Here is a 26,171-nt window from a genome sequence, read left to right as displayed (position 1 = left end):
TTTGATAATATGGCAGGGTATTCGGCAGGGTAAATTAGGTGTAATCCTTGAGTTGTCTAGGTTAGTTTGAACTCAAGAATGGACTAGAGTGGGAAGTTAAAATTGAGTGTAACACCTTGAGCGATCTTCATGAATTCTTTGTCTGATATCTTACCTACAACAGAATGTGTCGCGTCTGGATTGTATTGCTTCATCATATGAATATTTAGCGTGTTAGTCTTACCATTTCGTCTTAATCCACTCACTTCAATAGGTACCAGAAAAGGTTGAGATTCATCCGTGTACACGATACGACATGCTAAGCATTGTTTGGTCACTCTATTGTATTCATCTCTGCTGATGACTATATAGTCTGTCTTATTGAATCGGTTAGACTCTTTATTATATGCTTCAACTGTAATGACATCTTTCTGGTTCAATATCTCCAGCACTCCTTAGGGTTTATATTTTTGTATAAGCTTATCTAGACCTTGTTCTTCATCTAAGCGTTCGAAGAAGTCCTCGGTTTGAGGTATTAGTCTCAGCGTGTCATCCTCTTCAATAATATAAAACTTTTGTCCTGCTTTAATTTGGAACTTGGCAGGAATAGTGATCACAACGGCATTCCTTTGCTTCCTTGCGTTTGATGTGCCTACCATCATTTATAGCTCCTCCTAATTAATATAGCATCCCAGGATAGCTGTCCTGAGGTGCAATATGTTATTTTACAACGTGTTGACTACCATAAAAGTTAATCTGTGAATTTTTTGCCAAATTAATTTCTATGTCTCCTGTAATGACATTAGCGATTGATTTGTCACTCCTACTCCATAAATGAGAGTAGTATTTTAGCGTAATTTCAGGACTTGAATGACCTAACCTACTTGTGACTTTTGACTTTATTTTGCACTTATTTAAGTGATATTTTGCACTAAAATTAAGCCGATATCTCACATTAAAAGAGAGATATCGGCTTATAAAATTTTCTATTAAAATAGGAATGAGAACAGAGCGTTGAATGTGCCATTTTCAAATAGGATATAAATTCCTAATCCTATAAAGACGATTGGAACGATCCAACGTTCATATTTTTCGATTTTATCTGAAACAAAATTCAAGGAAGCCAATCGATAGCTGATTAGACATAGAACACCAACCATGATCATGAAAACAATGACGGCAATAATGATTTCCATCATATTTAAAGTTGTAAAGTACGGTATATAGATAGCGAAATCATCCGCACTGGAAGCCAGTACAATGAAAGTGACCGTTATAAATAATTGATTGAATCTGCCTGAAGAGAAAAGGGAGAGAATGTTATCTTCATCTTCGTCCTCTTCCTCTTTGATCCATATTTTGATACCCAGGTAAAGTGGCAGCAATCCAAGCAGGCCGATCATCCATTGTTGAGGAATAAAATTGGCTACTCCCAATGCGACCAGAAGACTTGCGCCTATAATAATGACTGTCCCAATATATTGTCCAATCCAGATATGTTTTATTTGATTACTCTTTTTGATTTGCGAAAACAGAAGAATCAATATGACGAGATAGTCGATTCCTGTCGCTACATAGATGGCAGCAGCTGTAAATGCCGTTATAATCATTTTTCCAACTCCAATATTTCGACATCAGTACTTTTACTTATCTGGGAAGAACCCAAGCTTAATGCATCTTCCTTCACACGCATAAGCCTCAAACCATTCAAGGCCACCACTAAAGTGGCACCCATGTCCGAGAGAATCGCAATCCATAGTGTCAGCCATCCTGGGATGACCAACAATAGAGCAATCAGTTTGATTCCAATGGCAAAAGCGATATTCGCTTTGATGATGTTCAATGTTTTACGGCTAAGTTTGATGGTAAAGGGCAGTTTCCTCAGGTCATCGCCCATTAAAGCGACATCCGCTGTTTCAAGAGCGGTATCTGTACCGGCGCCACCCATAGCGATACCAACGGTGGAAGCTGCCAGCGCCGGGGCGTCATTGACCCCATCGCCGACCATGCCTACATGACGATAATCAGTTTTTAGTTGCTTGATTACGTCTAGTTTATCCTGCGGGAGTAATTCAGATTGAATATCTGTGACACCGACATGTGAACCAATCGCACGGGCAGTACTATGATTATCCCCCGTAAGCATGACTGTTTTTTCGATGCCTGCCTGATGCAGCTTCTGGATTACCGCTTTACTTGATTCGCGGACTTCATCCGCGACTGCAATAATTGCCTGAACTGTATTTTTCGTTCCTGCAACCATAACGGTCTTACCTTGTTCTTGAAGTGTTTTGACATCACTTTTAATTGCATCATTGAAATTAGCTGCCTCTATCTCTTCAAATAATGCCGGGCTGCCAACGTAATACATTTCATTATTGATTTTGCCCCGTATCCCTTTGCCTGTAATGGAAGAAAAGTCTTCGACAAAGATATCAGAATAAGGAAGGTTATAACTGTCTGCCTTCTTTATAATCGCGGATGCCAATGGATGCTGAGAACGATCTTCCAATGCTGTGATGACTGCCAGCATTTCCTTTTCATCAATTGCATTGTCGATTAAACGATAATCAGTTACAACCGGGACGCCTTTTGTGAGTGTGCCGGTCTTATCAAATGCAATGGCCTTTAATCCACCCATTTCTTCGAGGTAGACCCCGCCTTTTACAAGGACTCCCTTCTTGGCAGCATTTCCGATTGCCGAAACAATCGCTATCGGCGTGGAAATTACCAATGCACATGGACAACCTACAACGAGAACCGCTAACCCTTGATACACCCAAGTGGACCAGCTCGCACCGAAAAATAACGGGGGTACAATCGCAACCAGCACTGCGACAACCATAATGGCAGGCGTATAATATTTTGCAAATTTATCAACGAATGCCTGGGCAGGAGCACGCTCACCTTGTGCTTCTTCCACCAGATGAATGATTTTGGCAATGGTCGTATCTTCAACCAATTTAGTGATTTTAACTTCCAGTAAGCCTTCTTCGTTCAGTGTCCCTGCAAATACTTCATCATCGATCGATTTTTCAACCGGCACTGATTCACCTGTGATTGCTGCCTGGTTGATTGCAGAGTAGCCATTGACAATTACGCCGTCCATAGCAATTTTCTGTCCAGGCTTAACAATCATGATATCGCCCACAGCAATATCATTGACGTGCACTGTCATTTCCTGTCCGTTGCGTCTGACAAGTGCCTCTTTAGGAGCAATATCCATCAATGAACTGATGGATTGCCTTGCTCGATCCATCGAGAAACGCTCCAACGCTTCGCTGATGGCAAACAAGATGACAACAATGGCGACCTCGGCCCATTCTCCGATGATGACACCGCCAATCACTGCGACTGTCATCAGGGTTCGCATATCAAATTCAAACCGGACTAAATTCTGGAGACCCGTTTTCAGCATTGAAGCCCCTCCGACAATCATGGAAGTGATGAATAGCAGCGGTGTAAGAATATTGTCATCACCATTCAACAACATTGAAATGAAGCCAAAAGCGATAAATAGTAGCGAATAGAGCAGAGAGCTGTGCTTTTTATAAAATGGAACGGTTACTTCCTTTTCTTTTTTGTCTTGTCCACTTTCTTCTCGAGACTTTTCGGGCACCACTTTGAGGTTTTCAAATGCCCCTGCTTCTTCCAGTTCCTCAACCGTTGCAGAACCATATACAGCAATTTTTGATGCGCCAAAATTCACCTTCGCATCTTGAACTTCAGGTAGTTTCTTCACATTGTTCTCAAATGTGCCAGCACAATTCGCACAGGAAAACCCCTGAACACGGTAAACTTTTTTTTCTTCTTCAGTCAGCTCTGCAATCCCTTCAGACATTGGTAATCACTTCTTTCCTATGTATTAATGCAATCGTCATGATTTCTTTAATATGCTGATCTTCCAGAGAATAGAACGCGAGTTTCCCTTCTTTCCTGAATGTAACGATGCCTTCTTTGTAGAGCGTGCGTAAATGATGAGATGCATTTGCTACAGTCACACCGAGTATATTTGCGATATCACAGACGCATAATTCCTCTTCCTTGCATAAGGAATAGGTGATTTTTGCCCTATTCACATCGGCAATAGCCTTAAGCATCTGTGATATACCGGCAATATCTACAGTTTGTAAATTCACTTGCATCCGGTTAACCTTTTCTTCGTCATAACAAAAAACTTCACATGTTTCTTTCTTATTCATACATACACCTCATCATTCAAATATTTGTTTGAGTATAGCATAACATCTTGTTTTTCTTTATTCAAGCAGACGTTTGAATAATAATAAATTTGTATAAGTTTTTCTCGACATAGAAAGAATTTTCTGAAATAAAGCTGAAAGAAATTACGATATCGTAAGTGAACTTTATTGTGGTAAATAATGGGTCTTCGGAATATATAGTGGAATTACTTTCTTAATAGTTTAAAAACAACTGGTGTTTAAATCGGATTTTCTGGTGGGATGTTAGGACAATCAATAGTATTATATAAAAGTATCAATCACATACGAGTGATACGTTGGGGAAAAATAAAATAGTCCAATTTACTTGACCGCGTACTATGGTACGCGGTTTATAATATTCATGGGGTGAAATAAGATGATTTATCGCATTAGTGAGTTTGCAGATAAATGTGGAGTTAATAAAGAAACGATTAGATATTACGAGAGAAAAAATTTATTACAAGAACCTCACCGAACGGAAGCTGGTTATCGGATATATTCATATGATGACGTTAAGCGTGTTGGGTTTATTAAACGAATACAGGAACTTGGTTTTTCTTTAAGCGAGATTTATAAATTACTTGGTGTTGTAGATAAAGATGAAGTTCGTTGTCAAGACATGTTCGAATTTGTTTCTAAAAAACAAAAGGAAGTGCAAAAACAAATAGAGGATTTAAAACGAATTGAAACTATGTTAGACGACTTAAAACAACGATGTCCAGATGAAAAGCAATTACATTCGTGTCCAATAATAGAAACATTAACATGAGACATTAACGAAAGGGGCTTTTTTATGAATAAATTTAAGGTAAACATTCAAGGAATGACTTGTACGGGTTGTGAAAAACACGTAGAATCAGCACTTGAAAAGATAGGTGCTAAAAATATTGAGTCTAATTTTAGTCGTGGTGAAGCAGTATTTGAACTGCCCGATGATATTGAGGTTGAAAGTGCAATAAAGACGATTGATGAAGCAAATTACCAAGCCGGAGAAATTGAAGAAGTATCATCACTAGAAAACTTGGCGTTAATTAATGAAGACGATTATGACCTTCTTATTATTGGTTCTGGTGCTGCTGCCTTTTCTTCGGCAATTAAAGCTATAGAATACGGTGCAAAAGTTGGAATGATTGAGCGTGGAACGGTTGGGGGAACCTGTGTGAATATTGGCTGTGTTCCGTCAAAAACTCTTCTTAGGGCAGGGGAAATCAATCATTTATCAAAAGACAATCCGTTTAAAGGTTTACAAACATCCGCTGGAGAAGTGGATTTAGCTAGTTTAATCACGCAAAAGGATAAATTGGTGAGCGAACTTCGGAATCAAAAATATATGGATTTAATTGATGAATATAATTTTGATTTAATTAAAGGTGAAGCAAAATTCGTTGATGCTAGTACGGTTGAGGTCAATGGGGCAAAGTTATCTGCAAAACGCTTTTTAATTGCAACAGGTGCATCGCCTTCGTTGCCCCAAATTTCAGGACTTGAAAAAATGGACTATTTAACTAGTACAACACTTCTTGAGTTAAAGAAAATACCAAAACGATTAACTGTAATTGGCTCAGGATACATTGGAATGGAGCTTGGACAACTATTTCATCATTTAGGTTCAGAAATAACGCTTATGCAAAGAAGTGAGCGACTTTTAAAGGAGTATGATCCTGAGATTTCAGAGTCAGTTGAAAAAGCGTTAATTGAACAGGGTATAAACCTTGTCAAAGGGGCAACTTTTGAGCGTGTTGAACAAAGTGGAGAGATAAAAAAGGTTTACATAACAGTAAATGGCAGTAAAGAAGTCATTGAATCAGATCAGTTACTTGTTGCCACTGGAAGAAAACCAAATACGGATTCTTTAAATTTAAGTGCAGCAGGTGTTGAAACTGGAAAAAATAATGAAATCCTGATCAATGATTTTGGTCAAACAAGTAATGAAAAGATTTATGCAGCAGGAGATGTGACGTTAGGACCGCAATTTGTATATGTAGCAGCCTATGAAGGTGGAATTATTACTGATAATGCTATCGGTGGATTAAACAAAAAAATAGATTTATCGGTAGTTCCTGCTGTTACGTTTACGAATCCGACGGTTGCAACGGTTGGTTTAACAGAAGAACAAGCAAAAGAGAAAGGGTATGATGTGAAGACATCTGTATTACCTTTAGATGCTGTTCCAAGAGCAATTGTAAACCGTGAAACAACCGGTGTATTTAAACTAGTAGCAGATGCAGAAACACTAAAAGTATTAGGGGTTCATATTGTATCTGAGAATGCAGGAGATGTCATCTATGCAGCATCATTAGCTGTTAAATTTGGCTTAACGATAGAAGATTTAACAGAAACCCTAGCACCATATTTAACAATGGCTGAAGGGCTAAAATTAGCTGCACTTACGTTCGATAAAGATGTTTCGAAATTATCTTGTTGTGCAGGCTAAGGGAACTTTTTTTACAACTCCCTATTCAAGTGAACCAGCTAATACTGTACTAAAGGTGTGCAGTAGTTTAGCAAAGTCTACAAAAGATTTCATACACTATTTTGCGATCACCCATTATATAAATGCTTTAAGGGATTTTCTAAGTGCATTTGTGGTCACAAAAATAATTTAACAATGATGATTTCGACATCAAATCTATAATTGATACCTTAACACCGCAGAGTAATAAAGGATGAACAATATGTCAGACTTATTATCCCTACCAGACATTAAAACAATAGAACCACCACAAGAAAATGAAACCGATATGATGTTTAAAGTTGAAGCAGTCGGACCACCTGAACGTTGTCCTGAATGTGGTTTTGACAAGTTGTACAAACACAGTTCAAGAAATCAACTAATTATGGATTTGCCCATTCGTTTAAAGCGAGTGGGCTTACAATTGAACCGTAGACGATACAAGTGTCGTGAATGCGGATCTACCTTCTGGGAACGCCTAATATCTGTAGATGAAAAGCGTAGTATGACCAAAAGGCTTTTAAAGTCCATTCAAGAGCAATCCATGTCTAAGACCTTTGTAGAAGTCGCAGAAAGCGTTGGTGTTGACGAGAAAACAATTAGGAACGATTTTAAGGACTATGTGGCACTCAAAGAACGTGAATACCAGTTTGAAACTCCTAAGTGGCTTGGGATAGACGAGATACATATTATCCGTAGACCTCGGCTTGTATTGACTAATATTGAACGCAGGACTATTTATGACATCAAGCCAAACCGTAACAAGGAAACAGTCATCCAACGTCTTTCAGAAATCAGTGACAGGACTTATATTGAGTACGTCACAATGGATATGTGGAAGCCTTACAAAGACGCAGTGAACACTATCCTTCCACACGCTAAAGTTGTCGTAGATAAGTTTCATGTAGTTAGAATGGCTAATCAAGCCTTAGATAACGTCAGAAAGTCTTTGAAAGCCCATATGAGCCAAAAAGAAAGACGTACCCTTATGCGTGAAAGGTTTATCCTTCTAAAGCGTAAACACGATCTAAATGAACGTGAATCATTCCTCTTAGATACTTGGTTAGGTAATCTTCCTGCTTTAAAAGAAGCCTATGAACTCAAAGAAGAGTTTTACTGGATATGGGATACTCCTGATCCAGATGAAGGTCGTCTTCGTTATAGTCAATGGAGACACCGTTGTATGTCCAGTAACTCTAAAGACGCATATAAAGACCTCGTGAGAGCCGTAGACAACTGGCATGTCGAAATATTCAACTACTTTGATAAAAGGCTCACTAACGCTTATACGGAGTCAATTAACAGCATTATTAGGCAGGTAGAGCGAATGGGTAGAGGTTACTCGTTTGATGCCTTACGAGCCAAAATCCTTTTCAATGAGAAGCTCCATAAAAAGCGTAAGCCACGATTTAATTCAAGTGCTTTCAATAAAGCTATGTTATACGATACTTTCAATTGGTATGAAGTGAATGATCACGACATTACAGACAACTTTGGTGTCGATTTTTCCACACTTATTAAGAATTTGGAGAAGGGTGATTTATAAGCCCTTTTCCACCATGAAATCCGAATACCCTAAACTTAAAGAGGTTGGAACTAGACTGTGTTCCACCTCTTTTCAAATGTGTTATAGTGCAAAATAGCGCCCAAAAAATGTGCAAAATAGCGATTAAAGTGACACAAAAAAGCCCCTAACTCATTTTCGGAGTTAGGGGTAATATTACGATATTAATATAGTCTAAATAAGGAAGTATCAAGTAATCCAGTTTGATGAGTCTTCATTAAATAGCTTGTCTAATTATTTCCTTATGTTTGGTTGAAACTTTACAGTGGCAGGGATAATGGCAGGGAACTATATTAATAAATATTGGTCTTAACAAATAACATCTCTCTAAATCCATCTAAATCAAGGTAAGTCGATTGAGATATCGCTTATTTCTATTCCCACTCAATAAAAAACAGGGTTGTCTAGGCCTTATTCTGTAAGGGTTCTTGCAAATACGGCAGGGTATTCGGCAGGGTGAGCTAGGTGAAATCCTTGATCGAACCAACAAAGATAAAACCCGAACCAACGAGAGCGGTTTGCTTAATGCCAAGTCGCTCTATAAATATTCGTCCGCTGAGCACAGAACCAATTGGCCATCCGAGACTGAGTGGTATGAGTACAATACCGGTTGCAGTGGCACCCATGCCGAGTACGTTCTGTATCCAAAGTGGTAAAAATGCAGACATACTGATTAAAATCATACTTGTTAAAAATGATGCAGAGACAGAAAATGAAACATCTTGAGATGATGACATCTAAATCCATTTATCCAGAGAGTTCCTTCTTTGAAAAAGAAGTCCTCCTGCTCCTGGAACAAGTAGGGCGGCCTTTCACTAAAGTTTTGGAATTAGGGGCAGGGCGTGGCGAGATAGCCAATGGCCTAGCCCGTCAGAATAAAGATATAGTCACTGTTGAATTGGTGGAAGAGATCTGTGAATATGCGAAAAAGCATGCCCATCCAAATGTTCAAGTGATATGTGGTGACTTCTATACAGTGAAGTTAAATAGAGAATTCGATTTAATTTTGTATCTTGATGGATTCGGAGTTGGAAATGATGATGATCAGTTCTTTTTACTGCAACGGATGTACAATTGGCTGAGTGATGACGGATGTGCCTTAATAGATATTTATCAACCGCTATACTGGCAAAAAGTTGCTGGAAAAGAGATGTATCCGTTTGGCACGAAAGATATTGTACGAAAGTATGATTATGATGAAGGGGAAAATAGAATGACAGATACTTGGTGGGAAAGTGGCCAAGAAAACGATTCGATTACACAATCCCTTGCTTGCTACTCACCTGAACAAATCTATGCCCTTTGAAAAACAGCAGGATTACAGATAACTGCTTATTATCCCTCAGGTGCGATGGACTTTGAAAAAGGTGCTTATCAAAAAGTAACAGCATTGGATGAATGCTTATCTTATCGCATCAAGTTAAAAAAGAAATAAGACGGAGTAAAAGACCTTCTGATATAACAATCGGAAGGTCCTGCTATTATTTATAAGGTCTGCTTATAATATACAGTTAAAGTTGTTACTATATATCATAAATGTAGGGATATGATACTTAGATTTTGAGTAATCTTTAGAGACAATATATCCTAGTATTTATGCATAAAATCTGTGAGTTTATAACGTCTCAAAAACATTCGTTTATGAGATTACTTCTCTAAGTGTCTATAGAGAGTAGCACGACTTATATTTGTGGCAGATTTAATGTCATCTAATGTGTATTTTTTTGACATATACATTTCAACTGCTCTTTTTATATTATCGTCGCTCCGTTTAGGTCTTCCCATTTTCTGACCCTCTTTAATAGCCTTGTTAACACCTAATTGAGTCCTGAATCTGACAACATCACTTTGAAAGTTGGATATTTCATTTAAGACTTGTTGAAAATTGTATACAGAATTAGGCGAAACTAAAATGTCGGAATTAATAATATAAATTTGAACAGACTTTTCATTACACGCATCGATTATATCGACAAGATGTTTAGTTGAGTCCGCTAATATGCATATGTCAGTAATAATGATTTGATCATTCTTTTTCACAGTGTCATTAAGCAATGTATCTAATTGGTACCTTTTTTTATTTTCAGCATGTTCTTCTATATAAATATTAATAGTGTATTCCTCTAATTTTTTCTTTTGACTTTCAACATCATCGTATAAGTCAATGGGTCTTATATAACCGTGTTTCATTTAACTTCACTCCATTCTTTTCAATATTATACCATCTTTCTCATTTAGTCTTTCTCATAAAGGGGTATACATATGAAACTATTCTGTTATACTTATTTTAGATATTTAAAAAGGACAGGAAGTGTATTATGTTAGAAAAATTTAAAAGAGAATGGCTGACAGCGCCGGGTACGAATATTATGGCTGGTATAGTGGTTGCATTAGCATTAATTCCTGAAGCAATCGCATTTTCAATTATTGCCGGAGTCGATCCGATGGTCGGTTTGTATGCATCATTTCTAATTGCAGTGATCATTTCATTCGTCGGTGGTCGCCCAGCTATGATTTCAGCTGCGACAGGCGCAATCGCCTTACTCATTGTGCCACTTGTCAACGAATACGGGGTCGATTATTTACTGGCTGCCACTATACTTATGGGTATCATTCAAATATTATTTGGTGTTCTTAAAGTTGGTAAGCTGATGAAATTCATACCAAACTCTGTGATGATTGGTTTTGTTAATGCGCTCGCAATTATGATATTCATGTCTCAAATTGAACATATTTTTGGAATATCTATCGATAGTTATGTTTACGTCATCGCTACATTATTTATAGTATATGTATTTCCAAAGTTCATTAAAAAAATACCTGCACCATTAATCGCTCTTGTCGTTCTGACGGGTGTTTATATTATTTTCGGATCTAACGTAGGCACAGTCGGTGATCTTGGTACTATCGAAAGATCTCTGCCGAGCTTCTTCATTCCAGACGTTCCATTTACTATGGAAACTCTAATGATTATCTTGCCTTATTCGCTTTCTATGGCGATTGTCGGACTGGTAGAAAGTCTACTAACTGCTAGAATTGTTGATAATGCAACAGATACTTACAGCAGCAAAAATAAAGAATCCCGCGGTCAGGGTATCGCAAATTTCATTACTGGATTCTTTGGTGGAATGGGTGGTTGTGCCATGATCGGTCAATCAATCATTAATGTGAGATCCGGTGCGACTACAAGATTATCTACTTTCACTGCTGGTGTTTTTCTAATGTTTCTGATTATCGTGCTTGGTGATTGGGTCGTCCAAATTCCAATGCCAATACTTGCGGGTATTATGGTGATGGTTGCTATTGGTACATTCGACTGGGATTCATTCAAGTATGTCGCTAAAGCTCCCCGTACAGATGCTTTCGTGATGCTGATTACAGTCATTATTGTATTATTTACACATAACCTTGCAATCGGTGTTATTGTGGGTGTTATATTCAGTGCGCTCTTCTTTGCGACGAAAATCTCAAAAGTCGATGTGTATCTGGAAGAAATGGAAAATACTATTACGCTGCATTTTGAAGGTCAGATTTTCTTTGCATCAATTGATACAACAATTGAAAAAATTGATTTCAAGAAATATGATAAACCGATTCAATTAGATTTTTCCAAAGCTCATTTATGGGATGACTCCGCAGTAGATGCGATTGATACCATCGTAAGAAAGTTTGAGGAAAAAGGTAATACAGTTTATATCAAACAATTAAATACAGACAGTCGTAAAATTGTTAAAGAACTGAGCCAGTTGAATGAACAGCACCTTACTTAAGATATAGGAGGAATTTCGATGTATAAATCAATTTTGCTTGCCGCAGACGGTTCTGATAATAGTATCAGAGCCGCAAAGGAAACGTTAAATTTTATCAATGAAGAGTCAGAAGTTACCATACTCAATGTCATCGATCCAGCAGATTCTAAAGACGATGTGCTTCACAGTGGAGCTTCAGAAAGTATTATTAATAAGAGAAAAGAAAAACTGTCAGAAATTATTAGTGTTTATGAATCGAACGATATTCCTTACCTGATTCATTATGAACATGGTGTGCCGAATGAAACTGTTGTCGCTTTTGCCAATAAAGGACAGTATCAATTAGTCGTTTTGGGCAATAGGGGATTGAATAGACTGCAGGAAATGGTAATGGGAAGTGTGAGTCACAAAGTTGCCAAACGTTCGAAAATTCCAGTAATGATTGTTAAATAAACATTTGAAGCGTCTATAGAAAATCCTATACACGCTTCTTTTTTATAAATTTTTACCAACCCTCAATACTACATAGACATCCATCTATATAGATGGTAATCTATGTATGAGAAATATATTCTATTAATAAGGTGCGTGTCATTATGTTGGAAGTGAAATTTTATGAAGAAGAAATGTGTTGCTCTACAGGTGTGTGTGGTCCATCTCCTGATGAGACACTCATTAAAGTGAATCAGCTGGCTGAATTACTAAAAACTAACAATATTAGTGTAGAAAGATTTAATCTAGGTGGCAATCCAAGTAAATTCATTGAGAACAAAAATATTATATCTAAGGTTCAAGAACAAGGATTAGCAGTTTTGCCGATTACAGTAATCGATGATGAAATTGTGAAAACAGGCGAGTATATGACTGAAGATGAAGTGAATGATATTATCATGGTGAATCAGTTGAGAAATGGAGGATGCTGTAGTGGAGATGGATGTTGTTAGAGACATGCGGAGAATAAACACTAAAAGTATCGAACTCACGAAATATTTGTTTTTCACAGGTAAAGGCGGTGTCGGTAAAACAACTGTATCGTGTGCACTTGCACTTAACCTTGCAAAAGAAGGATTCAGCATTGCATTGATCAGTACAGATCCGGCAAGTAATCTGCAGGATGTCTTTAATATGGAACTCACAAATAAGCTCAACAAACATCCGGACTATAAAAATTTAGCTATTGCCAATTTTGATCCAATGACAGCTGCGCAAGACTACAAAAATAATGTTGTGAAACCATATGAAGGTATCTTACCTGAAGAGACTTTAGAGAATATGAAAGAGCAGCTCAGTGGTTCATGTACTGTTGAGGTTGCTGCTTTCAATGAATTCACACACTTTCTGTCAGATGAAAATATAGAGTCACAATATGACTATATTATTTTTGATACGGCACCGACGGGTCACACATTGCGGATGTTGGAATTACCAACTGCATGGAATGATTATTTGGATACGACCAGTCACGATGCCTCATGTCTTGGACAACTTTCAGGTCTGGACGATAATCGTCAAAAGTATCAAGGGGCTTTAGAACGGTTACGTGATGAGAAAAGTACAACCATGATGCTGGTTACTCGTCCTGAACTATCCCCGATGAAAGAACTTCAAAGGGCCCAGGAAGAACTGAGAGAACTTTCCATCAATCATTTTAAAATTATCATTAATGGTTATATCGAATCTGTTCATGGTGAGATATCGGAATACAAAAAAAATGAACAGGATCGTGTAATTGAAAGTTTCGCTGATTGGCTGAAGGGAAATGATGTTTATCATGTCCCATACAGTGGAAAGATCAATAGCTCAACGCCTGATTTAATTGGTCTTTTTAGTGATAATACTGAAACTGAAGAAGATACGTTTGAAAGAGAAAATCACCCAATGATTGACGGACTTATAGAAGAAATTGAAAATAGCAGTGTCCGTTATCTCTTTACAATGGGTAAAGGTGGTGTTGGCAAAACAAGTGTTGCTACGTTACTTGCAGAAACACTTGCGGCTAAAGGACATAGTGTGCATCTCGCAACAACAGATCCTACAAAAGAAATTACAGCTGCACAGCATCATGATAATTTGATGACTTCATTTATCGATGAAGAAGAATCTTTACAGAATTATAAAAATGAAGTTTTATCATCCTTAGGACCGAATGTCACACAAGATGATATCGATTATATCGAAGAAGATCTGCGATCGCCTTGTACTGAGGAAATTGCTTTCTTTAAATCATTCAGCGAAGTAATGGAAAATAATAATCAAACAGATTATGTAGTTGTTGATACAGCACCAACTGGACATACTTTATTACTTTTAAATTCAAGTGAAAGCTACCATAAAGAATTAGAGAAACAAGGGAATAATGTTTCTGACTCTGTTAAAACACTATTGCCAAAAATTCAAGATAAAAATTTAACTCAAATGATCATCGTTACTTTAGCTGAAGCTACACCATATTATGAAGCAAACCGATTGGCTGATGATTTAAAACGTGCAGATATTGGACATAAGTGGTGGGTCATCAATCAATCCCTGGTTACACTGGATCAGAAGGATAAATTATTCAGCAATAAAAAAACAGATGAATCAAAGTGGATTCAGATGATTAAAAAACGCAGTGATGCGAACTATCATCTTATCCCATATATGGAGAAATAATAATGAAGAAAATCGTAATTATTGGTTCGGTAGCTGCCGGTACAAGTGTTGCAGCAAAAGCAAGAAGAAATGATGAAAATGTTGAAATTACTGTCTATGATAAAGATACGGATATTTCGTATTCTGTTTGTGGTATTCCTTATTTTATTGGTGGCGAAGTGGAAGAAATTGATGAACTGACACCGAGAGATGCGAAATGGTTCAAAGATCGGTTCAATATTAACATTCATACACAGCATGAAGTGATGAACATAGATAAAGATAATAAAACTATTTTAGTTAAGAATTTATTAAACGATGAGACCTTTGATCAAGACTATGATGAACTTGTTCTAGCGACTGGCTCCAGCCCTAAAGAATTGCCACAATTAGATTCCAGTCATTACAAAAATACGTTCCAGGTCAAAAACATCAATGATGCTAAAAGTATTCATCAATATATTGAATTAAATGATGTTGAACATATTGCAATTATCGGTGGCGGATTTATTGGACTGGAAATGTTGGAACAATTATCTAAATATCAAATAACGATGATTCAAAGAAGTACCTTTATGAGCAATTTGGATCCTGATATGAGCTATATGATTGAAGAATACCTTAAGGATAAAGCAAATATCGTTTTGGGAGATACAATTGATCATGTAGTTGGAGACGACTCCATCAATCAAATTGTTCTGCAAAGTGGCCGGACGATAGACACAGATATGGTGATATTGGCAGTCGGCATTAAGCCCAATACATCATTGGCTGAAAGAATCGGAGTAAAAATCGGTGATACGGGTGCAATTCAAGTCAATAAACACTTAGAAACCAATATTCCTCATGTGTATGCTATTGGAGATGTTGCAGAAAGTTTTAGTATTGTTTCAGGGCAACCTTTATATAGACCCCTCGGCTCAACAGCTAATAAAATGGGAAGAATCTTAGGTGATCATCTCACTGGTGGCGATTTGGAGCATAAAGGAATTTTAGGCACTGGTATTGTACGGATTTTCGACATGACAATTGCACAGACAGGGCTCACTGAAAAAGAAACTAATCGATTAAATATGAATGTTGATGTCATCCACAACATCAAACCAAATCAGCCTGAGTATATGAATGGTAAAGAAATGGTCATCAAAGCGATTATTGATAAGCGAAATTCCAGAATCATTGGTGCTCAGATTATAGGATTTGAAGGTGTCGATAAACGTATTGATGTTCTCGCCACTGCAATTACCTTTGGGGCGAAAATAGAAGATTTATTCCATTTGGATCTCGCTTATGCACCAACTTTCTCGACTACAAAAGATCCAGTCATTTACACTGGAATGATTGGTCATAATATTCAAAGAGGCAGAAAAATCATCACACCGAAGGAACTCACAGAGAGAGCAGAGCAAGAGAATTTCCGGATCATTGATGTACGGTCACCCAAACAATACGAGACCAATCACGTTGAAAATGCTGTGAATGTTCCTCTAAAAGATTTAAGAGATTATGCAGAAGAAGTAGATAAAGACCAAACAATCGTCACATATTGTAACAAAGGGACGACAGGCAATGCGGCCCAAAATGTGCTGATTAATCTTGGTTTTGAGAATGTCTATAATTTATCAGGTGGTAATAAAAACTATCAAAGGTATGTGAATTTAATTGATAAAAGAAGAAAATAAAGTGAGTTATCAAACCCTGTCGCAGTATTTGAAAGTAATTTCCGATAGTAACCGCTTAGAGATATTGGATTTACTGTCATGTGGCGAACTCTGTGCATGTGATCTTCTGGAACACTTTGATTTTTCACAGCCAACTCTAAGTCATCATATGAAATTACTTAGAGAAAATAATTTAATTTTAATGCGAAAAGATGGAACTAAAAATATGTATAGTTTAAATAAAGATGTGGTTAACAGTTTGATGAATAGATTATCACTTTTAAGTTCAGATACGGTTCCGTGTATATGTGACAGTATCGGGAAAGGAACCTGCTCATAATGACGATACTTGCACTAAGTATATTTTTAATTACATTGATATTTGTTATATGGCAGCCTAGAAATTTAGATATAGGTATTACTGCAATGATTGGGGCATTGCTTGCTATCATCACCGGTGTCGTTTCATTCGGTGATGTAATAGAAGTAACTGGCATTGTTTGGAACGCGACATTAACTTTTGTGGCAGTCATTCTTATTTCATTGATACTTGATGAAATTGGATTTTTCGAATGGTCTGCCATACATATGGTTAAGGCTTCAAATGGAAATGGCTTGAAAATGTTTATATATATCGCAATATTAGGTTCTATTATCGCAGCATTTTTTGCAAACGATGGGGCGGCACTGATACTTACCCCAATTGTTCTTGCTATGGGTAGAAATTTAAAACTAGAAGAAAAGGTCATTTTTCCTTTTGTAATTGCAACTGGATTTATCGCTGATACCACATCACTACCATTGGTCGTCAGCAATTTAGTGAATATTGTATCAGCTGATTACTTTAATATTGGATTTTTAGAATATTTAAGCCGGATGATTATCCCGAATATTTTCTCATTAATTGCAAGTATTCTTGTCCTTTGGTTATTATTCAGAAAATCAATTCCTAAAACAATTGACCAATCCCAGTTAAAAGCACCTGCATCTGCGATTAAAGATCAAAAGATGTTTAAATATTCTTGGGTTGCGCTTTTAATGTTACTCATTGGTTATTTAATCAGCGAATTTATTAACGTGCCTGTGTCATTTATTGCAGGCGGTATTGCAATCATCTTCTTAATACTTGCAAAACGTTCTCCCGCTGTTAATACAAATCCAGTCATTAAAGGTGCACCATGGAATATCGTTTTATTCTCGCTCGGTATGTATGTTGTTGTCTTTGGACTGAGAAATGTCGGTCTAACTGATACTTTAGCAAGCGTGTTAGTCGATATTGCTGAATATGGATTGTTCGCTTCAGTTATGGGGGTGGGCTTTATTGCGGCTATTCTCTCTTCAGTAATGAACAATATGCCTACTGTAATGATTAATGCCATTGCAATTGATCATGCAAATGTGACGAAACTGATTCAAGACGGAATGATTTATGCAAATGTCATCGGTTCAGATTTAGGGCCGAAAATTACACCTATTGGGTCACTTGCCACACTGTTATGGCTGCATGTCCTAGCTAAAAAAGATATGAAAATTTCTTGGGGAACCTATTTTAAAATAGGTATCATTATTACTCCACCTGTACTTTTTATTACATTATTAGGGCTCTATTTAACCTTATTAATGTATTAAATAATTTAATAAAAAATCGTGCGCTTATCAAGCGACACGATTTTTTATTTTAACTATTTTTCTTTCTTAGAATCATTATTAGATTTTTCATCTGGTTTTTTTTCTTCAATTTCAACTGAACAACAGTTTTGTGCTTTAGGCTTTAATTTATTAACAAAATCTTTCACACTCATTTTCCCACCTCCTTTTTTTATTATAAGTCTGTATCTTAAATAACTATATTAAGAATCATTCCTGCGCTAATCGCAACCACCAGAATCGCTGTTATAAAAGCGACTAAAAATTTCTTTTTAAATAGTTTGGATAATAACGCAAGCTCGGGAATGCTGGCGCCTGCGCCACCGATAATCAAAGCAATGACTGTACCGATAGCCATTCCTTTAGTCACAAGCGCATCTGCGATAGGAATCATTGTTTCAGGGCGAATGTACATCGGTATACCTAACACGGATGCAATCGCCACGGATATGAAACCATCTCCACTTGCATAACGTGTCACAAATTCTTCCGGTACAAAACCATAGATGAATGCACCAATGAATACACCGATAAACAGATAGGGGAGTAAAGGATATAAAAATGCCCATGCATCGTTTAATGCTTGTTTCACTTTAGACCCTTTAGCATCAGCAAAAAATCCTTCGCCTTTAATTGTTACACCTTTATAGGTTTCTTCTAAATTAAGACGGGAGAATATGACTCCGACAAGGACACTAAAGATACCAATAACTATAAAATAAACGACAGCTACCTTCCAGCCTAGCAGAATCCATAACGCAAAGATCATCACTGGATTCATTAATGGTGAAGTCATCAAAAAACTCATTGACGGTCCAAAAGGAACTTTTGAGTTCAGAAGACCTGCTAGAATCGGGATGGTTGAACACGAACAAAATGGTGTAATTGCACCGAAGAGAGTCGCTAAAATATAATTGACCCCTTTATTGGGACGATTTAAGACACTTCTTACTTTCTCTTCCGATACAGTTTGTTGAATCAGACTGACAATAAAACTAATTACAATAAACAGGGCAAGCAGTTCAAAAAATAAAATAAAAAATGTTTTTATAAATTCCAGTATTGAATCTGACATCGATAACGCGCCTCACTTAATTAAATCCGTTTTATAAATCAAAAATATTTGATGTATTAGCTATAAAAAAAGATACTCATTATAGAATTCTACAACAAGTATCTTCTGATAGAACAACTTGTATTTGTTTTTCATTTATACTGTAATAATTCCATGTTCCATGCTTTTCTGTAATAAGAATATTTGCATCCGCCAGTTTTTTAAGATGATAAGAAATTTTAGATTGCTTTAAATCTAGTACTTCTTCAAGATCACAGACACAGAGACTCTTGTCAAGACTCTTACTAATCTCATTAACAATTTTTAAACGTGTTTTATCTGCCAAAGCACTGAACATCTGCTCATAGAATTCAAGTGTCATATCTTCACTCAATTCATTTATATTATCTATTAACTTCATTTCATTCACCTTCTTTGATTATATCAATTTTTTTTAATGTATTAATCATAATATTTTATACATAGAAAATCAAGTTTAATATCTAAGTTAAATGTAAAATATATATTTTCATTATATTGTGCAAGATAACTCTTAAAATTAGTGCAAATTAAAGTTCAAAGTCACAACATTTCCACATGAGAACTTCCTTTATATTGTATGAAATAGTCTATCAATGACTATACCATCCACGCACTGCGATGTTATTTATACGTTACGTGTTGACACTAGTATCAATAATTGTTGTCACTTTGTTTCAATATTGCTGTGGGGTAATTATATGAAGATTTTCTTATATATATAGAACATATACAATTTGTTACAATAGAATTATATAAGATAAAGCGATTATTTATATTAGGGAGAGATAGATTATGGCAAGTATAGGATTCGAGGAAAAGCTCTGGCAGGCTGCGGACAAATTAAGAGGAAGCATGGATGCATCAGAATACAAGAGTGTAGTTCTGGGATTGATATTTTTAAAATATGTTTCAGATTCATTTGAAGAGAAGCATGCAGAACTTGTCCAAGACGAATATTCAGATGAGGAAGACAAAGATGAGTATATGGCAGAGAATATATTCTGGGTACCTAAAGAGGCACGTTGGTCATACATAAATAATAATTCTAAGAAACCAGAGATCGGTCAGATTATTGACAAGGCTATGATAGCGATTGAGGCTGAGAATGACTCTTTAAAAGGCGTGTTGCCTAAAGATTTCTCACGTCCAGGATTAGACAAGTCAAAACTCGGTGGTATCATCGATATCTTCACATTCAAAGTAGGAGATAAAGAGAGTCAAAGACAGGATGTATTAGGGAGAGTATATGAGTACTTCATTGCGAAATTTGCGAGCGCGGAAGGAAAGAACGCAGGAGAGTTCTATACAGCTTCCTCTATCGTTAAACTATTAGTTGAAATGATTGAACCATATCAAGGGAGAGTGTACGACCCATGCTGTGGATCGGGTGGGATGTTTGTACAGAGCGAGAGGTTTGTTGAAAATCATCAAGGACAGCTAGGGGATATTGCGATATATGGTCAAGAGTACAATCTAACCACATGGAAGCTTGCAAAGATGAATTTAGCAATTAGAGGTATAGATAATAACCTTGGTAAAACTCACGCAGATACTTTTCACAATGATCAACACAAAGGATTGAAAGCTGACTTTATTCTCGCTAATCCACCATTTAATGCGGATGAGTGGGGGCAAGAACGTGTGTTGGATGATTATCGCTGGAAGTATGGTATTCCTCCGAAAAGTAATGCGAACTACGCTTGGATTCAACACATGGTGTCAAAATTAGCACCTAGTGGAACTGCTGGGTTTGTACTGGCAAACGGATCTATGTCAACAAGTACAACTGCTGAATTGGAAATCAGGAAGAATCTAATTGAAGAAGACCTTGTCGAATGTATAGTCACATTACCAGGTCAGTTATTCTATTCTACACAGATTCCAGTGTGTCTGTGGTTTATAACTAAAAATAAAGAAAAGAATGGTAAGAACGAACGCAAAAACGAGATTCTGTTTATTGATGCGAGAAATATTGGTCATATGGTAACGAGGACTCTCAAAGAGTTTTCCGACGAAGACATTAAGAAAGTCTCAAACACTTTCCACGCTTGGAGAGGTACAAGCGATGATAAGTATGAAGATGTTAAAGGTTTCTGCAAAGTAGCAACTCTTGATGAAGTTCGGGAGCATGAGTATGTTCTTACTCCAGGTAGATATGTTGAATTGGCAGATATGGAAGAAGATGATGAACCATTTGAGCAGAAGATGGAGCGTATTACATCCGATTTAAGTGAGCAGTTTGCCAAATCCAAGGAGCTAGAGGATAAAATCCGAAAGTCATTGGAGGGATTAGGTTATGGAGTATAGTTTAGGCGAGTTAGTAAATATAAAGTACGGTAAAAATCAAAAAAAAGTAAGAAATCCTAAAGGTCGATACCCCATACTCGGCACTGGAGGGATAATGGATTACGCAGATGAATACCTTTACGATAAACCTAGTATATTGATAGGGAGAAAAGGTAGCATAGAAAGGATAAAATTCATAGATGAGCCTTTTTGGACAATTGACACATTGTTCTATACTGAAATTAATGAAAATCTTGCAGATCCAAAGTACTTATATTATAGGCTAAGTACAATTGATTTTACGTATTATAACGAGGGCACTACCATTCCAAGTCTAAGAACGGAAACTCTTAACAAAATAAAAGTAGTTTTACCTCCTTTAATTGTTCAAAAAAGAATAGCTAAAGTTTTAAATTATTTCGATGAAAAAATAGAAGTCAATAATAGTATAATCGCAAACCTCGAGGAGCTATCACAAACACTATTCAAAAGGTGGTTTGTGGATTTTGAGTTCCCTGATGAAAACGGGAATCCATATAAATCAAGTGGAGGAAATTTTTCTACTGAATTCTCTCAACAGGTACCAGAGTACTGGTCTACACAAAAGTTGCAAGACGTAGATTGTATTATATCGGATCATGTTGCGAATGGGAGCTTTAAGAGTTTAAAGGACAATGTTCATTTCTCTGATACTCTTAAAGACAATTATGCAATATTTGCAAGAAATATAGACCTCAAACATGATCTTCAAAAAGACATAAAATATGTTACTAAGGAGACCTATAACTTCTTAAAGAAATCTAAATTATTTGGCGGTGAGGTCGTTATATCTAATGTAGGTGATGTAGGAACCGTTCACAGGATACCAAATTTGGGTGTGCCGATGGTGCTAGGGAATAACCAAATTTTCGTTACCTCTAAAGTAAGATATTTAAATGAATATATCTATCTATATTTTAATAGTCAAGAAGGCAAATCTTTAATCGTTTCTATTACTTCTGGGTCAGTGCAGATGAAATTTAATAAAACAGACTTAAGGAACTCTGAGGTTGTTATTCCTTCCGAGAGTGATTTAACAAGACTAATGCAACCTCTAAAGACACATTTAGACTTTATTCAAAAGTTAAAAAGCGAGAATCATAAATTGGTTAATCTAAGAGATACTCTACTACCAATACTAATGTCAGGAGAAATCGAATTACCAGATGATTCGGAGGTGAACGATTATGAAGAGCTTCTTCAATGAAGATGATCTTGAGCAACTATCACTAGAATGGCTAGAGAATCTAGGATACGAAATAAAACATGGAAATGATATTAGTCATATCGGTATTGCATCTGAGAGAGATAGCTATGAAGATGTCATACTCGGGCAACGTCTAGAATCAGCACTGCAATCAATTAATCCCGATGTGGCATATGAAGCGATCAAACAAGCTGCTCATTTATTGACGATTGAACAATCACCAAGTCTCATTGAAAACAATAGAATCTATCATGAATATATGACAAATGGCATTGAAGTTGAACACTATAATGAAGATGGTAAAACACTAAGAGATATCGTTAAAGTTTTTGATTTTAATAACCCGGGAAACAATGATTTCCTGGCAGTGAAACAGCTTGTTGTAGAAAAGGGAGACAACCAGAGAATACCGGACATTGTACTGTATGTGAACGGACTGCCATTGGTCGTCATTGAACTGAAAAATGCGACAAATGAATCTGTAGGTGTTCTTCAGGGATACAATCAGTTACAAACATATAAAGAGAGAATTCCCCAGTTGTTTAATCATAATGCATTTATGGTGACTTCTGATGGGCTTAATACGAAGGTAGGCTCTCTGACTGCCAATTACGATCGGTTTATGCACTGGCGAACTAAAGATGGGGAAACTGAAGCAACCTCAGCAATACCGAGTCTCGAAGTACTAATAACAGGCATGTTGAATAAACATGTTCTATTGGACATGCTCAGACATTTTATCCTGTTTCAAGATGTTGGTGAAGATCAGGTAGTTAAAATTGTCGCGGCTTATCATCAATATTATGCTGTTAATAAAGCAGTTAAAAGTACACTTGAGGCATCTTCGTCAGAGGGTGATGGTAAAGCAGGTGTAGTCTGGCATACACAGGGATCTGGTAAGAGTTTAACGATGGTGTTTTTTAGTGGAAAGCTGATACAAGAAATGAATAACCCAACCATTGTTGTACTCACAGACAGGAATGATTTAGATAACCAGTTATTTGGCACATTCTCAATTTCAAAAGGCAGACGTGGTAAGGGGTTACTCAGACAAACGCCTAAACAAGCTGAAAGTACGAAAGATTTGATTGAATTACTTTCTGTGGAATCAGGCGGGATTATTTTCACAACTATGCAGAAGTTTGCACCTGAAGAAGGTGAGTCTTTCATGAGACGGCTGTCTGATAGAAAAAATATAGTGGTGATGGCTGACGAAGCACATCGTACTCAATATGGCTTTAGTGCAAAAGTCGGCGATCAGGGTGAAGATGTTAAATATGGTTATGCAAAGTATCTAAGAGATGCCTTACCTAATGCTTCTTTTGTAGGTTTTACTGGTACACCGGTAGCTTCCACTGATAAGAATACGGAGCAGGTATTTGGTGATTATATAGACGTTTATGATATGACTCAATCTGTCAAAGATGGCTCAACAGTTAAGATTTATTATGAAAGTCGTATCATTCCTTTGAACCTCCCTAACGATTTGAGCATTGATGATGATTATGCGGAAATTACTGAGGGGCAGGAAGATTTTACAAAAGATCGTCTCAAATCAAAGTGGTCTCGCATAGAGGCATTAGCTGGGTCTGAACCTCGTGTAAAGGCACTCGCAAAAGATATTATTGAGCATTTTGAAACACGTCAGCAGGCTATGGTTGGTAAAGGCATGATTGTCGCTATGAGCAGACGTATTGCTGTGGAACTATATGATGAGATTGTTAGACAGAAACCTGACTGGCATTCTGATGATGACCATAAGGGCGTTATAAAAGTAGTTATGACTGGACAATCGAGTGATCCACAGAATTTCCAGAGGCATATTGGTCCGAAACAACGCCGAGTCTTGTTGGAAAAACGTATGAAAGATGAACAGGATGAACTGAAACTCGTAATCGTTCGAGATATGTGGCTCACAGGTTTTGATGTACCTTCATTACATACCATGTACGTTGATAAGCCTATGAAAGGGCATAACTTAATGCAGGCAATCGCCCGGGTTAACAGGGTGTTTAAAGACAAACCCGGTGGACTGATTGTGGATTATATTGGTATTGCAGATAGTCTGAAAGAAGCACTTAAAGAATATACAGCTGATGATAGAGAGCAGACAGGTGTGAATACAGAACTCGCTGTCGAATTAATGTTGACAAAATATGATGTATTGCAGGATATGTTCTATGAACATGATTATTCTGACTATGAATCGGAGAGTCGTATTGAACGTTACACTGCATTTAATAACACAGTAAATTTTGTGCTGGAGTTTAGTAAAGATCATCGTAAATTATTTATCGATACGGTAACTGAATTATCCAGAGCATATGCATTATGTGCGACAGAGGAAGAAGCCAAAGATTTAAACAGAGAAATTGCTTTCTTTAAGTCCGTTAAATCAGGTGTGGTGAAACTCGTTTCTCCCCCTTCACAGGGTGGACGGACTAAAACGCCGGCAGAGATAGATGCTGAAGTGAATCAATTAGTTTCTAAGTCTGTTGTTACTGATGAGATAGTAGATATTTACGAAACATTAGGGTTGGAAAACCCTGACATCTCTATATTATCTGATAAGTTTTTAGAAGATGTGCAGGCATTACCACAGAAAAATGTCGCAGTGGCGTTACTTGACCGGTTATTAAAAGGTAAAGTGCGTTCGTTAATGCGAACTAATGCGACGCAATCTAAGAAATTTTCAGAGATGCTGGACAATGCGATTAATCAATATAACAAGAGATCCATCGACTCCTCCAAAGTAATAGAAGAACTCATAGAGTTGGCTAAAAGTATTGATAAAGCTCAGAAAGAAGGAGAAGGTTATAATGAACCAGAAAAACCCTAAAGACACGCAAAATTTTATTACTTCTAAAAAGCATGTAAAAGAAATATTGAATCACACGAATATCAGTAAACAAGACAACGTAATAGAAATCGGATCAGGAAAAGGACATTTTACCAAAGAGCTAGTCAAAATGAGTCGATCAGTTACTGCTATAGAAATTGATGGAGGCTTATGTCAAGTGACTAAAGAAGCGGTAAACCCCTCTGAGAATATAAAAGTGATTCAAACGGATATTCTAAAATTTTCCTTCCCAAAACATATAAACTATAAGATATTTGGTAATATTCCTTATAACATCAGTACGGATATTGTCAAAAGAATTACCTTTGAAAGTCAGGCTAAATATAGCTATCTTATCGTTGAGAAGGGATTTGCGAAAAGATTGCAAAATCTGCAACGAGCTTTGGGTTTACTATTAATGGTGGAGATGGATATAAAAATGCTCAAAAAAGTACCACCACTATATTTTCATCCTAAGCCAAGTGTAGACTCTGTATTGATTGTTCTTGAACGACATCAACCATTGATTTCAAAGAAGGACTACAAAAAGTATCGATCTTTTGTTTATAAGTGGGTAAACCGTGAATATCGTGATCTTTTCACTAAAAACCAATTCCGACAGGCTTTGAAGCATGCAAATGTCACTAATATTAATAAACTATCGAAGGAACAATTTCTTTCTATTTTCAATAGTTACAAATTGTTTCACTAAATTAAAGTAATAAAGCGTTCTCTAATTTCACAAGAGGACGCTTTATTCTTCCCAAAAATTGTTCAATATTTATCAATAAATCAGTA

24 protein-coding genes and 1 pseudogene are annotated in these 26,171 nt (G+C 36.7%); 15 read left to right on the top strand and 10 right to left on the bottom strand.

Features of this window, described 5'->3' with window-relative positions; genetic code table 11:
• Positions 1–83: 83 nt before the first annotated feature.
• The 5 genes from BMW30_RS09630 to BMW30_RS09610 all read right to left on the bottom strand — a co-directional run bounded on the left by BMW30_RS09630 (position 84) and on the right by BMW30_RS09610 (position 4,181).
• The gene (locus BMW30_RS09630) at positions 84–419 is read right to left on the bottom strand and encodes a type II toxin-antitoxin system PemK/MazF family toxin (protein WP_180366287.1); all 336 of its coding nucleotides are present in this window, start codon (positions 417–419) and stop codon (positions 84–86) included.
• 15 nt (positions 420–434) lie between these two features.
• A complete protein-coding gene (mazE, locus tag BMW30_RS09625) occupies positions 435–641 on the bottom strand; it encodes a type II toxin-antitoxin system PemI/MazE family antitoxin (RefSeq protein WP_091476474.1) in 207 nt (68 codons plus the stop codon).
• Between the two features lie 327 nt (positions 642–968).
• Positions 969–1,589, bottom strand: coding sequence for a CadD family cadmium resistance transporter (locus BMW30_RS09620; RefSeq protein ID WP_091476471.1), 621 nt, complete (start codon positions 1,587–1,589; stop codon positions 969–971).
• The gene (locus BMW30_RS09615) at positions 1,586–3,820 is read right to left on the bottom strand and encodes a heavy metal translocating P-type ATPase (RefSeq protein ID WP_091476469.1); all 2,235 of its coding nucleotides are present in this window, start codon (positions 3,818–3,820) and stop codon (positions 1,586–1,588) included. Before BMW30_RS09615 ends, BMW30_RS09620 begins: the two co-directional genes overlap by 4 nt.
• Positions 3,813–4,181, bottom strand: a complete 369-nt coding sequence (locus tag BMW30_RS09610) for an ArsR/SmtB family transcription factor (RefSeq protein WP_091476467.1) — start codon at positions 4,179–4,181, stop codon at positions 3,813–3,815. The genes BMW30_RS09615 and BMW30_RS09610 overlap by 8 nt, the downstream gene beginning before the upstream one ends.
• 397 nt (positions 4,182–4,578) lie before the next feature.
• Between BMW30_RS09610 and merR the strand changes: the two genes are divergently transcribed.
• From merR to BMW30_RS09595, 3 genes are all read left to right on the top strand, one after another.
• Positions 4,579–4,971, top strand: a complete 393-nt coding sequence (merR, locus tag BMW30_RS09605; protein ID WP_001863748.1) for a mercury resistance transcriptional regulator MerR — start codon at positions 4,579–4,581, stop codon at positions 4,969–4,971.
• A 24-nt stretch (positions 4,972–4,995) separates the two neighbouring features.
• A complete protein-coding gene (gene merA / locus BMW30_RS09600) occupies positions 4,996–6,636 on the top strand; it encodes a mercury(II) reductase (protein ID WP_091476461.1) in 1,641 nt (546 codons plus the stop codon).
• Between the two features lie 241 nt (positions 6,637–6,877).
• The gene (locus tag BMW30_RS09595; protein WP_091476458.1) at positions 6,878–8,200 is read left to right on the top strand and encodes an ISL3 family transposase; all 1,323 of its coding nucleotides are present in this window, start codon (positions 6,878–6,880) and stop codon (positions 8,198–8,200) included.
• Between the two features lie 479 nt (positions 8,201–8,679).
• On the opposite strand, the gene BMW30_RS10455 is transcribed toward BMW30_RS09595, so the two are convergent.
• A complete protein-coding gene (locus BMW30_RS10455; protein ID WP_180366286.1) occupies positions 8,680–8,955 on the bottom strand; it encodes an MFS transporter in 276 nt (91 codons plus the stop codon).
• On the opposite strand from BMW30_RS10455, the gene BMW30_RS09585 reads away from it, so the two are divergent.
• On the top strand, positions 8,913–9,524 hold the full coding sequence (locus BMW30_RS09585) for a class I SAM-dependent methyltransferase (protein ID WP_143249024.1): 612 nt from the start codon (positions 8,913–8,915) through the stop codon (positions 9,522–9,524). The two genes, BMW30_RS10455 and BMW30_RS09585, sit on opposite strands and share 43 nt — an antisense overlap.
• Before the next feature lie 341 nt (positions 9,525–9,865).
• Here the strand turns inward: BMW30_RS09585 and BMW30_RS09580 are convergent, their stop codons facing one another.
• Positions 9,866–10,408, bottom strand: a complete 543-nt coding sequence (locus BMW30_RS09580) for a recombinase family protein (protein ID WP_091476451.1) — start codon at positions 10,406–10,408, stop codon at positions 9,866–9,868.
• A gap of 128 nt (positions 10,409–10,536) precedes the next feature.
• On the opposite strand from BMW30_RS09580, the gene BMW30_RS09575 reads away from it, so the two are divergent.
• From BMW30_RS09575 to arsB, 7 genes are all read left to right on the top strand, one after another.
• Positions 10,537–11,988, top strand: coding sequence for a SulP family inorganic anion transporter (locus tag BMW30_RS09575; RefSeq protein WP_091476449.1), 1,452 nt, complete (start codon positions 10,537–10,539; stop codon positions 11,986–11,988).
• An 18-nt stretch (positions 11,989–12,006) separates the two neighbouring features.
• On the top strand, positions 12,007–12,420 hold the full coding sequence (locus tag BMW30_RS09570; RefSeq protein WP_091476448.1) for a universal stress protein: 414 nt from the start codon (positions 12,007–12,009) through the stop codon (positions 12,418–12,420).
• A gap of 143 nt (positions 12,421–12,563) precedes the next feature.
• Positions 12,564–12,911 carry an arsenite efflux transporter metallochaperone ArsD gene (gene arsD / locus BMW30_RS09565; RefSeq protein WP_091476446.1) on the top strand — a complete coding sequence of 116 codons (348 nt, stop codon included), beginning with the start codon at positions 12,564–12,566 and terminating at the stop codon, positions 12,909–12,911.
• On the top strand, positions 12,892–14,619 hold the full coding sequence (gene arsA / locus BMW30_RS09560; protein WP_180366289.1) for an arsenical pump-driving ATPase: 1,728 nt from the start codon (positions 12,892–12,894) through the stop codon (positions 14,617–14,619). Before arsD ends, arsA begins: the two co-directional genes overlap by 20 nt.
• 2 nt (positions 14,620–14,621) lie before the next feature.
• Entirely contained in the window at positions 14,622–16,280 is a 1,659-nt protein-coding gene (locus tag BMW30_RS09555; protein ID WP_091476439.1) for an FAD-dependent oxidoreductase, read from the top strand.
• 1 nt (position 16,281) lies between these two features.
• On the top strand, positions 16,282–16,599 hold the full coding sequence (locus BMW30_RS09550) for an ArsR/SmtB family transcription factor (protein WP_091476643.1): 318 nt from the start codon (positions 16,282–16,284) through the stop codon (positions 16,597–16,599).
• The gene (gene arsB, locus BMW30_RS09545; protein ID WP_091476433.1) at positions 16,599–17,888 is read left to right on the top strand and encodes an arsenite efflux transporter membrane subunit ArsB; all 1,290 of its coding nucleotides are present in this window, start codon (positions 16,599–16,601) and stop codon (positions 17,886–17,888) included. The genes BMW30_RS09550 and arsB overlap by 1 nt, the downstream gene beginning before the upstream one ends.
• A 53-nt stretch (positions 17,889–17,941) precedes the next feature.
• Here the strand turns inward: arsB and BMW30_RS09540 are convergent, their stop codons facing one another.
• The 3 genes from BMW30_RS09540 to BMW30_RS09530 form a co-directional block, all read right to left on the bottom strand.
• Complete coding sequence (locus tag BMW30_RS09540; protein WP_091476431.1) at positions 17,942–18,061, bottom strand: alcohol dehydrogenase; 120 nt, start codon at positions 18,059–18,061, stop codon at positions 17,942–17,944.
• A gap of 35 nt (positions 18,062–18,096) precedes the next feature.
• On the bottom strand, positions 18,097–18,981 hold the full coding sequence (locus BMW30_RS09535; protein WP_091476427.1) for a permease: 885 nt from the start codon (positions 18,979–18,981) through the stop codon (positions 18,097–18,099).
• Between the two features lie 79 nt (positions 18,982–19,060).
• A complete protein-coding gene (locus tag BMW30_RS09530) occupies positions 19,061–19,381 on the bottom strand; it encodes an ArsR/SmtB family transcription factor (protein ID WP_091476424.1) in 321 nt (106 codons plus the stop codon).
• A gap of 413 nt (positions 19,382–19,794) precedes the next feature.
• Between BMW30_RS09530 and BMW30_RS09525 the strand changes: the two genes are divergently transcribed.
• The 4 genes and pseudogenes from BMW30_RS09525 to erm(A) all read left to right on the top strand — a co-directional run bounded on the left by BMW30_RS09525 (position 19,795) and on the right by erm(A) (position 26,085).
• Complete coding sequence (locus tag BMW30_RS09525; protein ID WP_091476423.1) at positions 19,795–21,309, top strand: class I SAM-dependent DNA methyltransferase; 1,515 nt, start codon at positions 19,795–19,797, stop codon at positions 21,307–21,309.
• Positions 21,299–22,534 (top strand): restriction endonuclease subunit S, encoded by a 1,236-nt coding sequence (locus tag BMW30_RS09520; RefSeq protein WP_091476420.1) that lies wholly within the window; start codon positions 21,299–21,301, stop codon positions 22,532–22,534. The genes BMW30_RS09525 and BMW30_RS09520 overlap by 11 nt, the downstream gene beginning before the upstream one ends.
• A pseudogene (locus tag BMW30_RS09515) lies at positions 22,515–25,346 on the top strand (type I restriction endonuclease subunit R); the annotation flags it as partial. The gene BMW30_RS09520 and the pseudogene BMW30_RS09515, both read left to right, overlap by 20 nt.
• 7 nt (positions 25,347–25,353) lie before the next feature.
• Positions 25,354–26,085: a 23S rRNA (adenine(2058)-N(6))-methyltransferase Erm(A) gene (erm(A), locus tag BMW30_RS09510; RefSeq protein WP_091476416.1), complete on the top strand. Its 732-nt coding sequence runs from the start codon at positions 25,354–25,356 to the stop codon at positions 26,083–26,085.
• Positions 26,086–26,171 lie beyond the last annotated feature (86 nt).

Source organism: Aliicoccus persicus (assembly GCF_900110815.1).
Lineage (GTDB): Bacteria > Bacillota > Bacilli > Staphylococcales > Salinicoccaceae > Aliicoccus > Aliicoccus persicus.
The sequence above is the reverse complement of the archived record's forward strand: the minus strand, read 5'-3'. Positions and strand labels throughout refer to the sequence as shown.

Coding starts and splice junctions, on each gene's coding strand:
- arsD (WP_091476446.1), top strand. CDS start 12,564: ATGTTGGAAGTGAAATTTTATGAAGAAGAAATGTGTTGCTCTACAGGT.
- merR (WP_001863748.1), top strand. CDS start 4,579: ATGATTTATCGCATTAGTGAGTTTGCAGATAAATGTGGAGTTAATAAA.
- BMW30_RS09540 (WP_091476431.1), bottom strand. CDS start 18,061: ATGAGTGTGAAAGATTTTGTTAATAAATTAAAGCCTAAAGCACAAAAC.
- BMW30_RS09520 (WP_091476420.1), top strand. CDS start 21,299: ATGGAGTATAGTTTAGGCGAGTTAGTAAATATAAAGTACGGTAAAAAT.
- BMW30_RS09535 (WP_091476427.1), bottom strand. CDS start 18,981: ATGTCAGATTCAATACTGGAATTTATAAAAACATTTTTTATTTTATTT.
- BMW30_RS09570 (WP_091476448.1), top strand. CDS start 12,007: ATGTATAAATCAATTTTGCTTGCCGCAGACGGTTCTGATAATAGTATC.
- BMW30_RS09530 (WP_091476424.1), bottom strand. CDS start 19,381: ATGAAGTTAATAGATAATATAAATGAATTGAGTGAAGATATGACACTT.
- BMW30_RS09615 (WP_091476469.1), bottom strand. CDS start 3,820: ATGTCTGAAGGGATTGCAGAGCTGACTGAAGAAGAAAAAAAAGTTTAC.
- BMW30_RS09610 (WP_091476467.1), bottom strand. CDS start 4,181: ATGAATAAGAAAGAAACATGTGAAGTTTTTTGTTATGACGAAGAAAAG.
- BMW30_RS09595 (WP_091476458.1), top strand. CDS start 6,878: ATGTCAGACTTATTATCCCTACCAGACATTAAAACAATAGAACCACCA.
- BMW30_RS10455 (WP_180366286.1), bottom strand. CDS start 8,955: ATGTCATCATCTCAAGATGTTTCATTTTCTGTCTCTGCATCATTTTTA.
- BMW30_RS09585 (WP_143249024.1), top strand. CDS start 8,913: ATGATGCAGAGACAGAAAATGAAACATCTTGAGATGATGACATCTAAA.
- BMW30_RS09555 (WP_091476439.1), top strand. CDS start 14,622: ATGAAGAAAATCGTAATTATTGGTTCGGTAGCTGCCGGTACAAGTGTT.
- BMW30_RS09525 (WP_091476423.1), top strand. CDS start 19,795: ATGGCAAGTATAGGATTCGAGGAAAAGCTCTGGCAGGCTGCGGACAAA.
- BMW30_RS09580 (WP_091476451.1), bottom strand. CDS start 10,408: ATGAAACACGGTTATATAAGACCCATTGACTTATACGATGATGTTGAA.
- BMW30_RS09620 (WP_091476471.1), bottom strand. CDS start 1,589: ATGATTATAACGGCATTTACAGCTGCTGCCATCTATGTAGCGACAGGA.
- merA (WP_091476461.1), top strand. CDS start 4,996: ATGAATAAATTTAAGGTAAACATTCAAGGAATGACTTGTACGGGTTGT.
- mazE (WP_091476474.1), bottom strand. CDS start 641: ATGATGGTAGGCACATCAAACGCAAGGAAGCAAAGGAATGCCGTTGTG.
- BMW30_RS09575 (WP_091476449.1), top strand. CDS start 10,537: ATGTTAGAAAAATTTAAAAGAGAATGGCTGACAGCGCCGGGTACGAAT.
- arsB (WP_091476433.1), top strand. CDS start 16,599: ATGACGATACTTGCACTAAGTATATTTTTAATTACATTGATATTTGTT.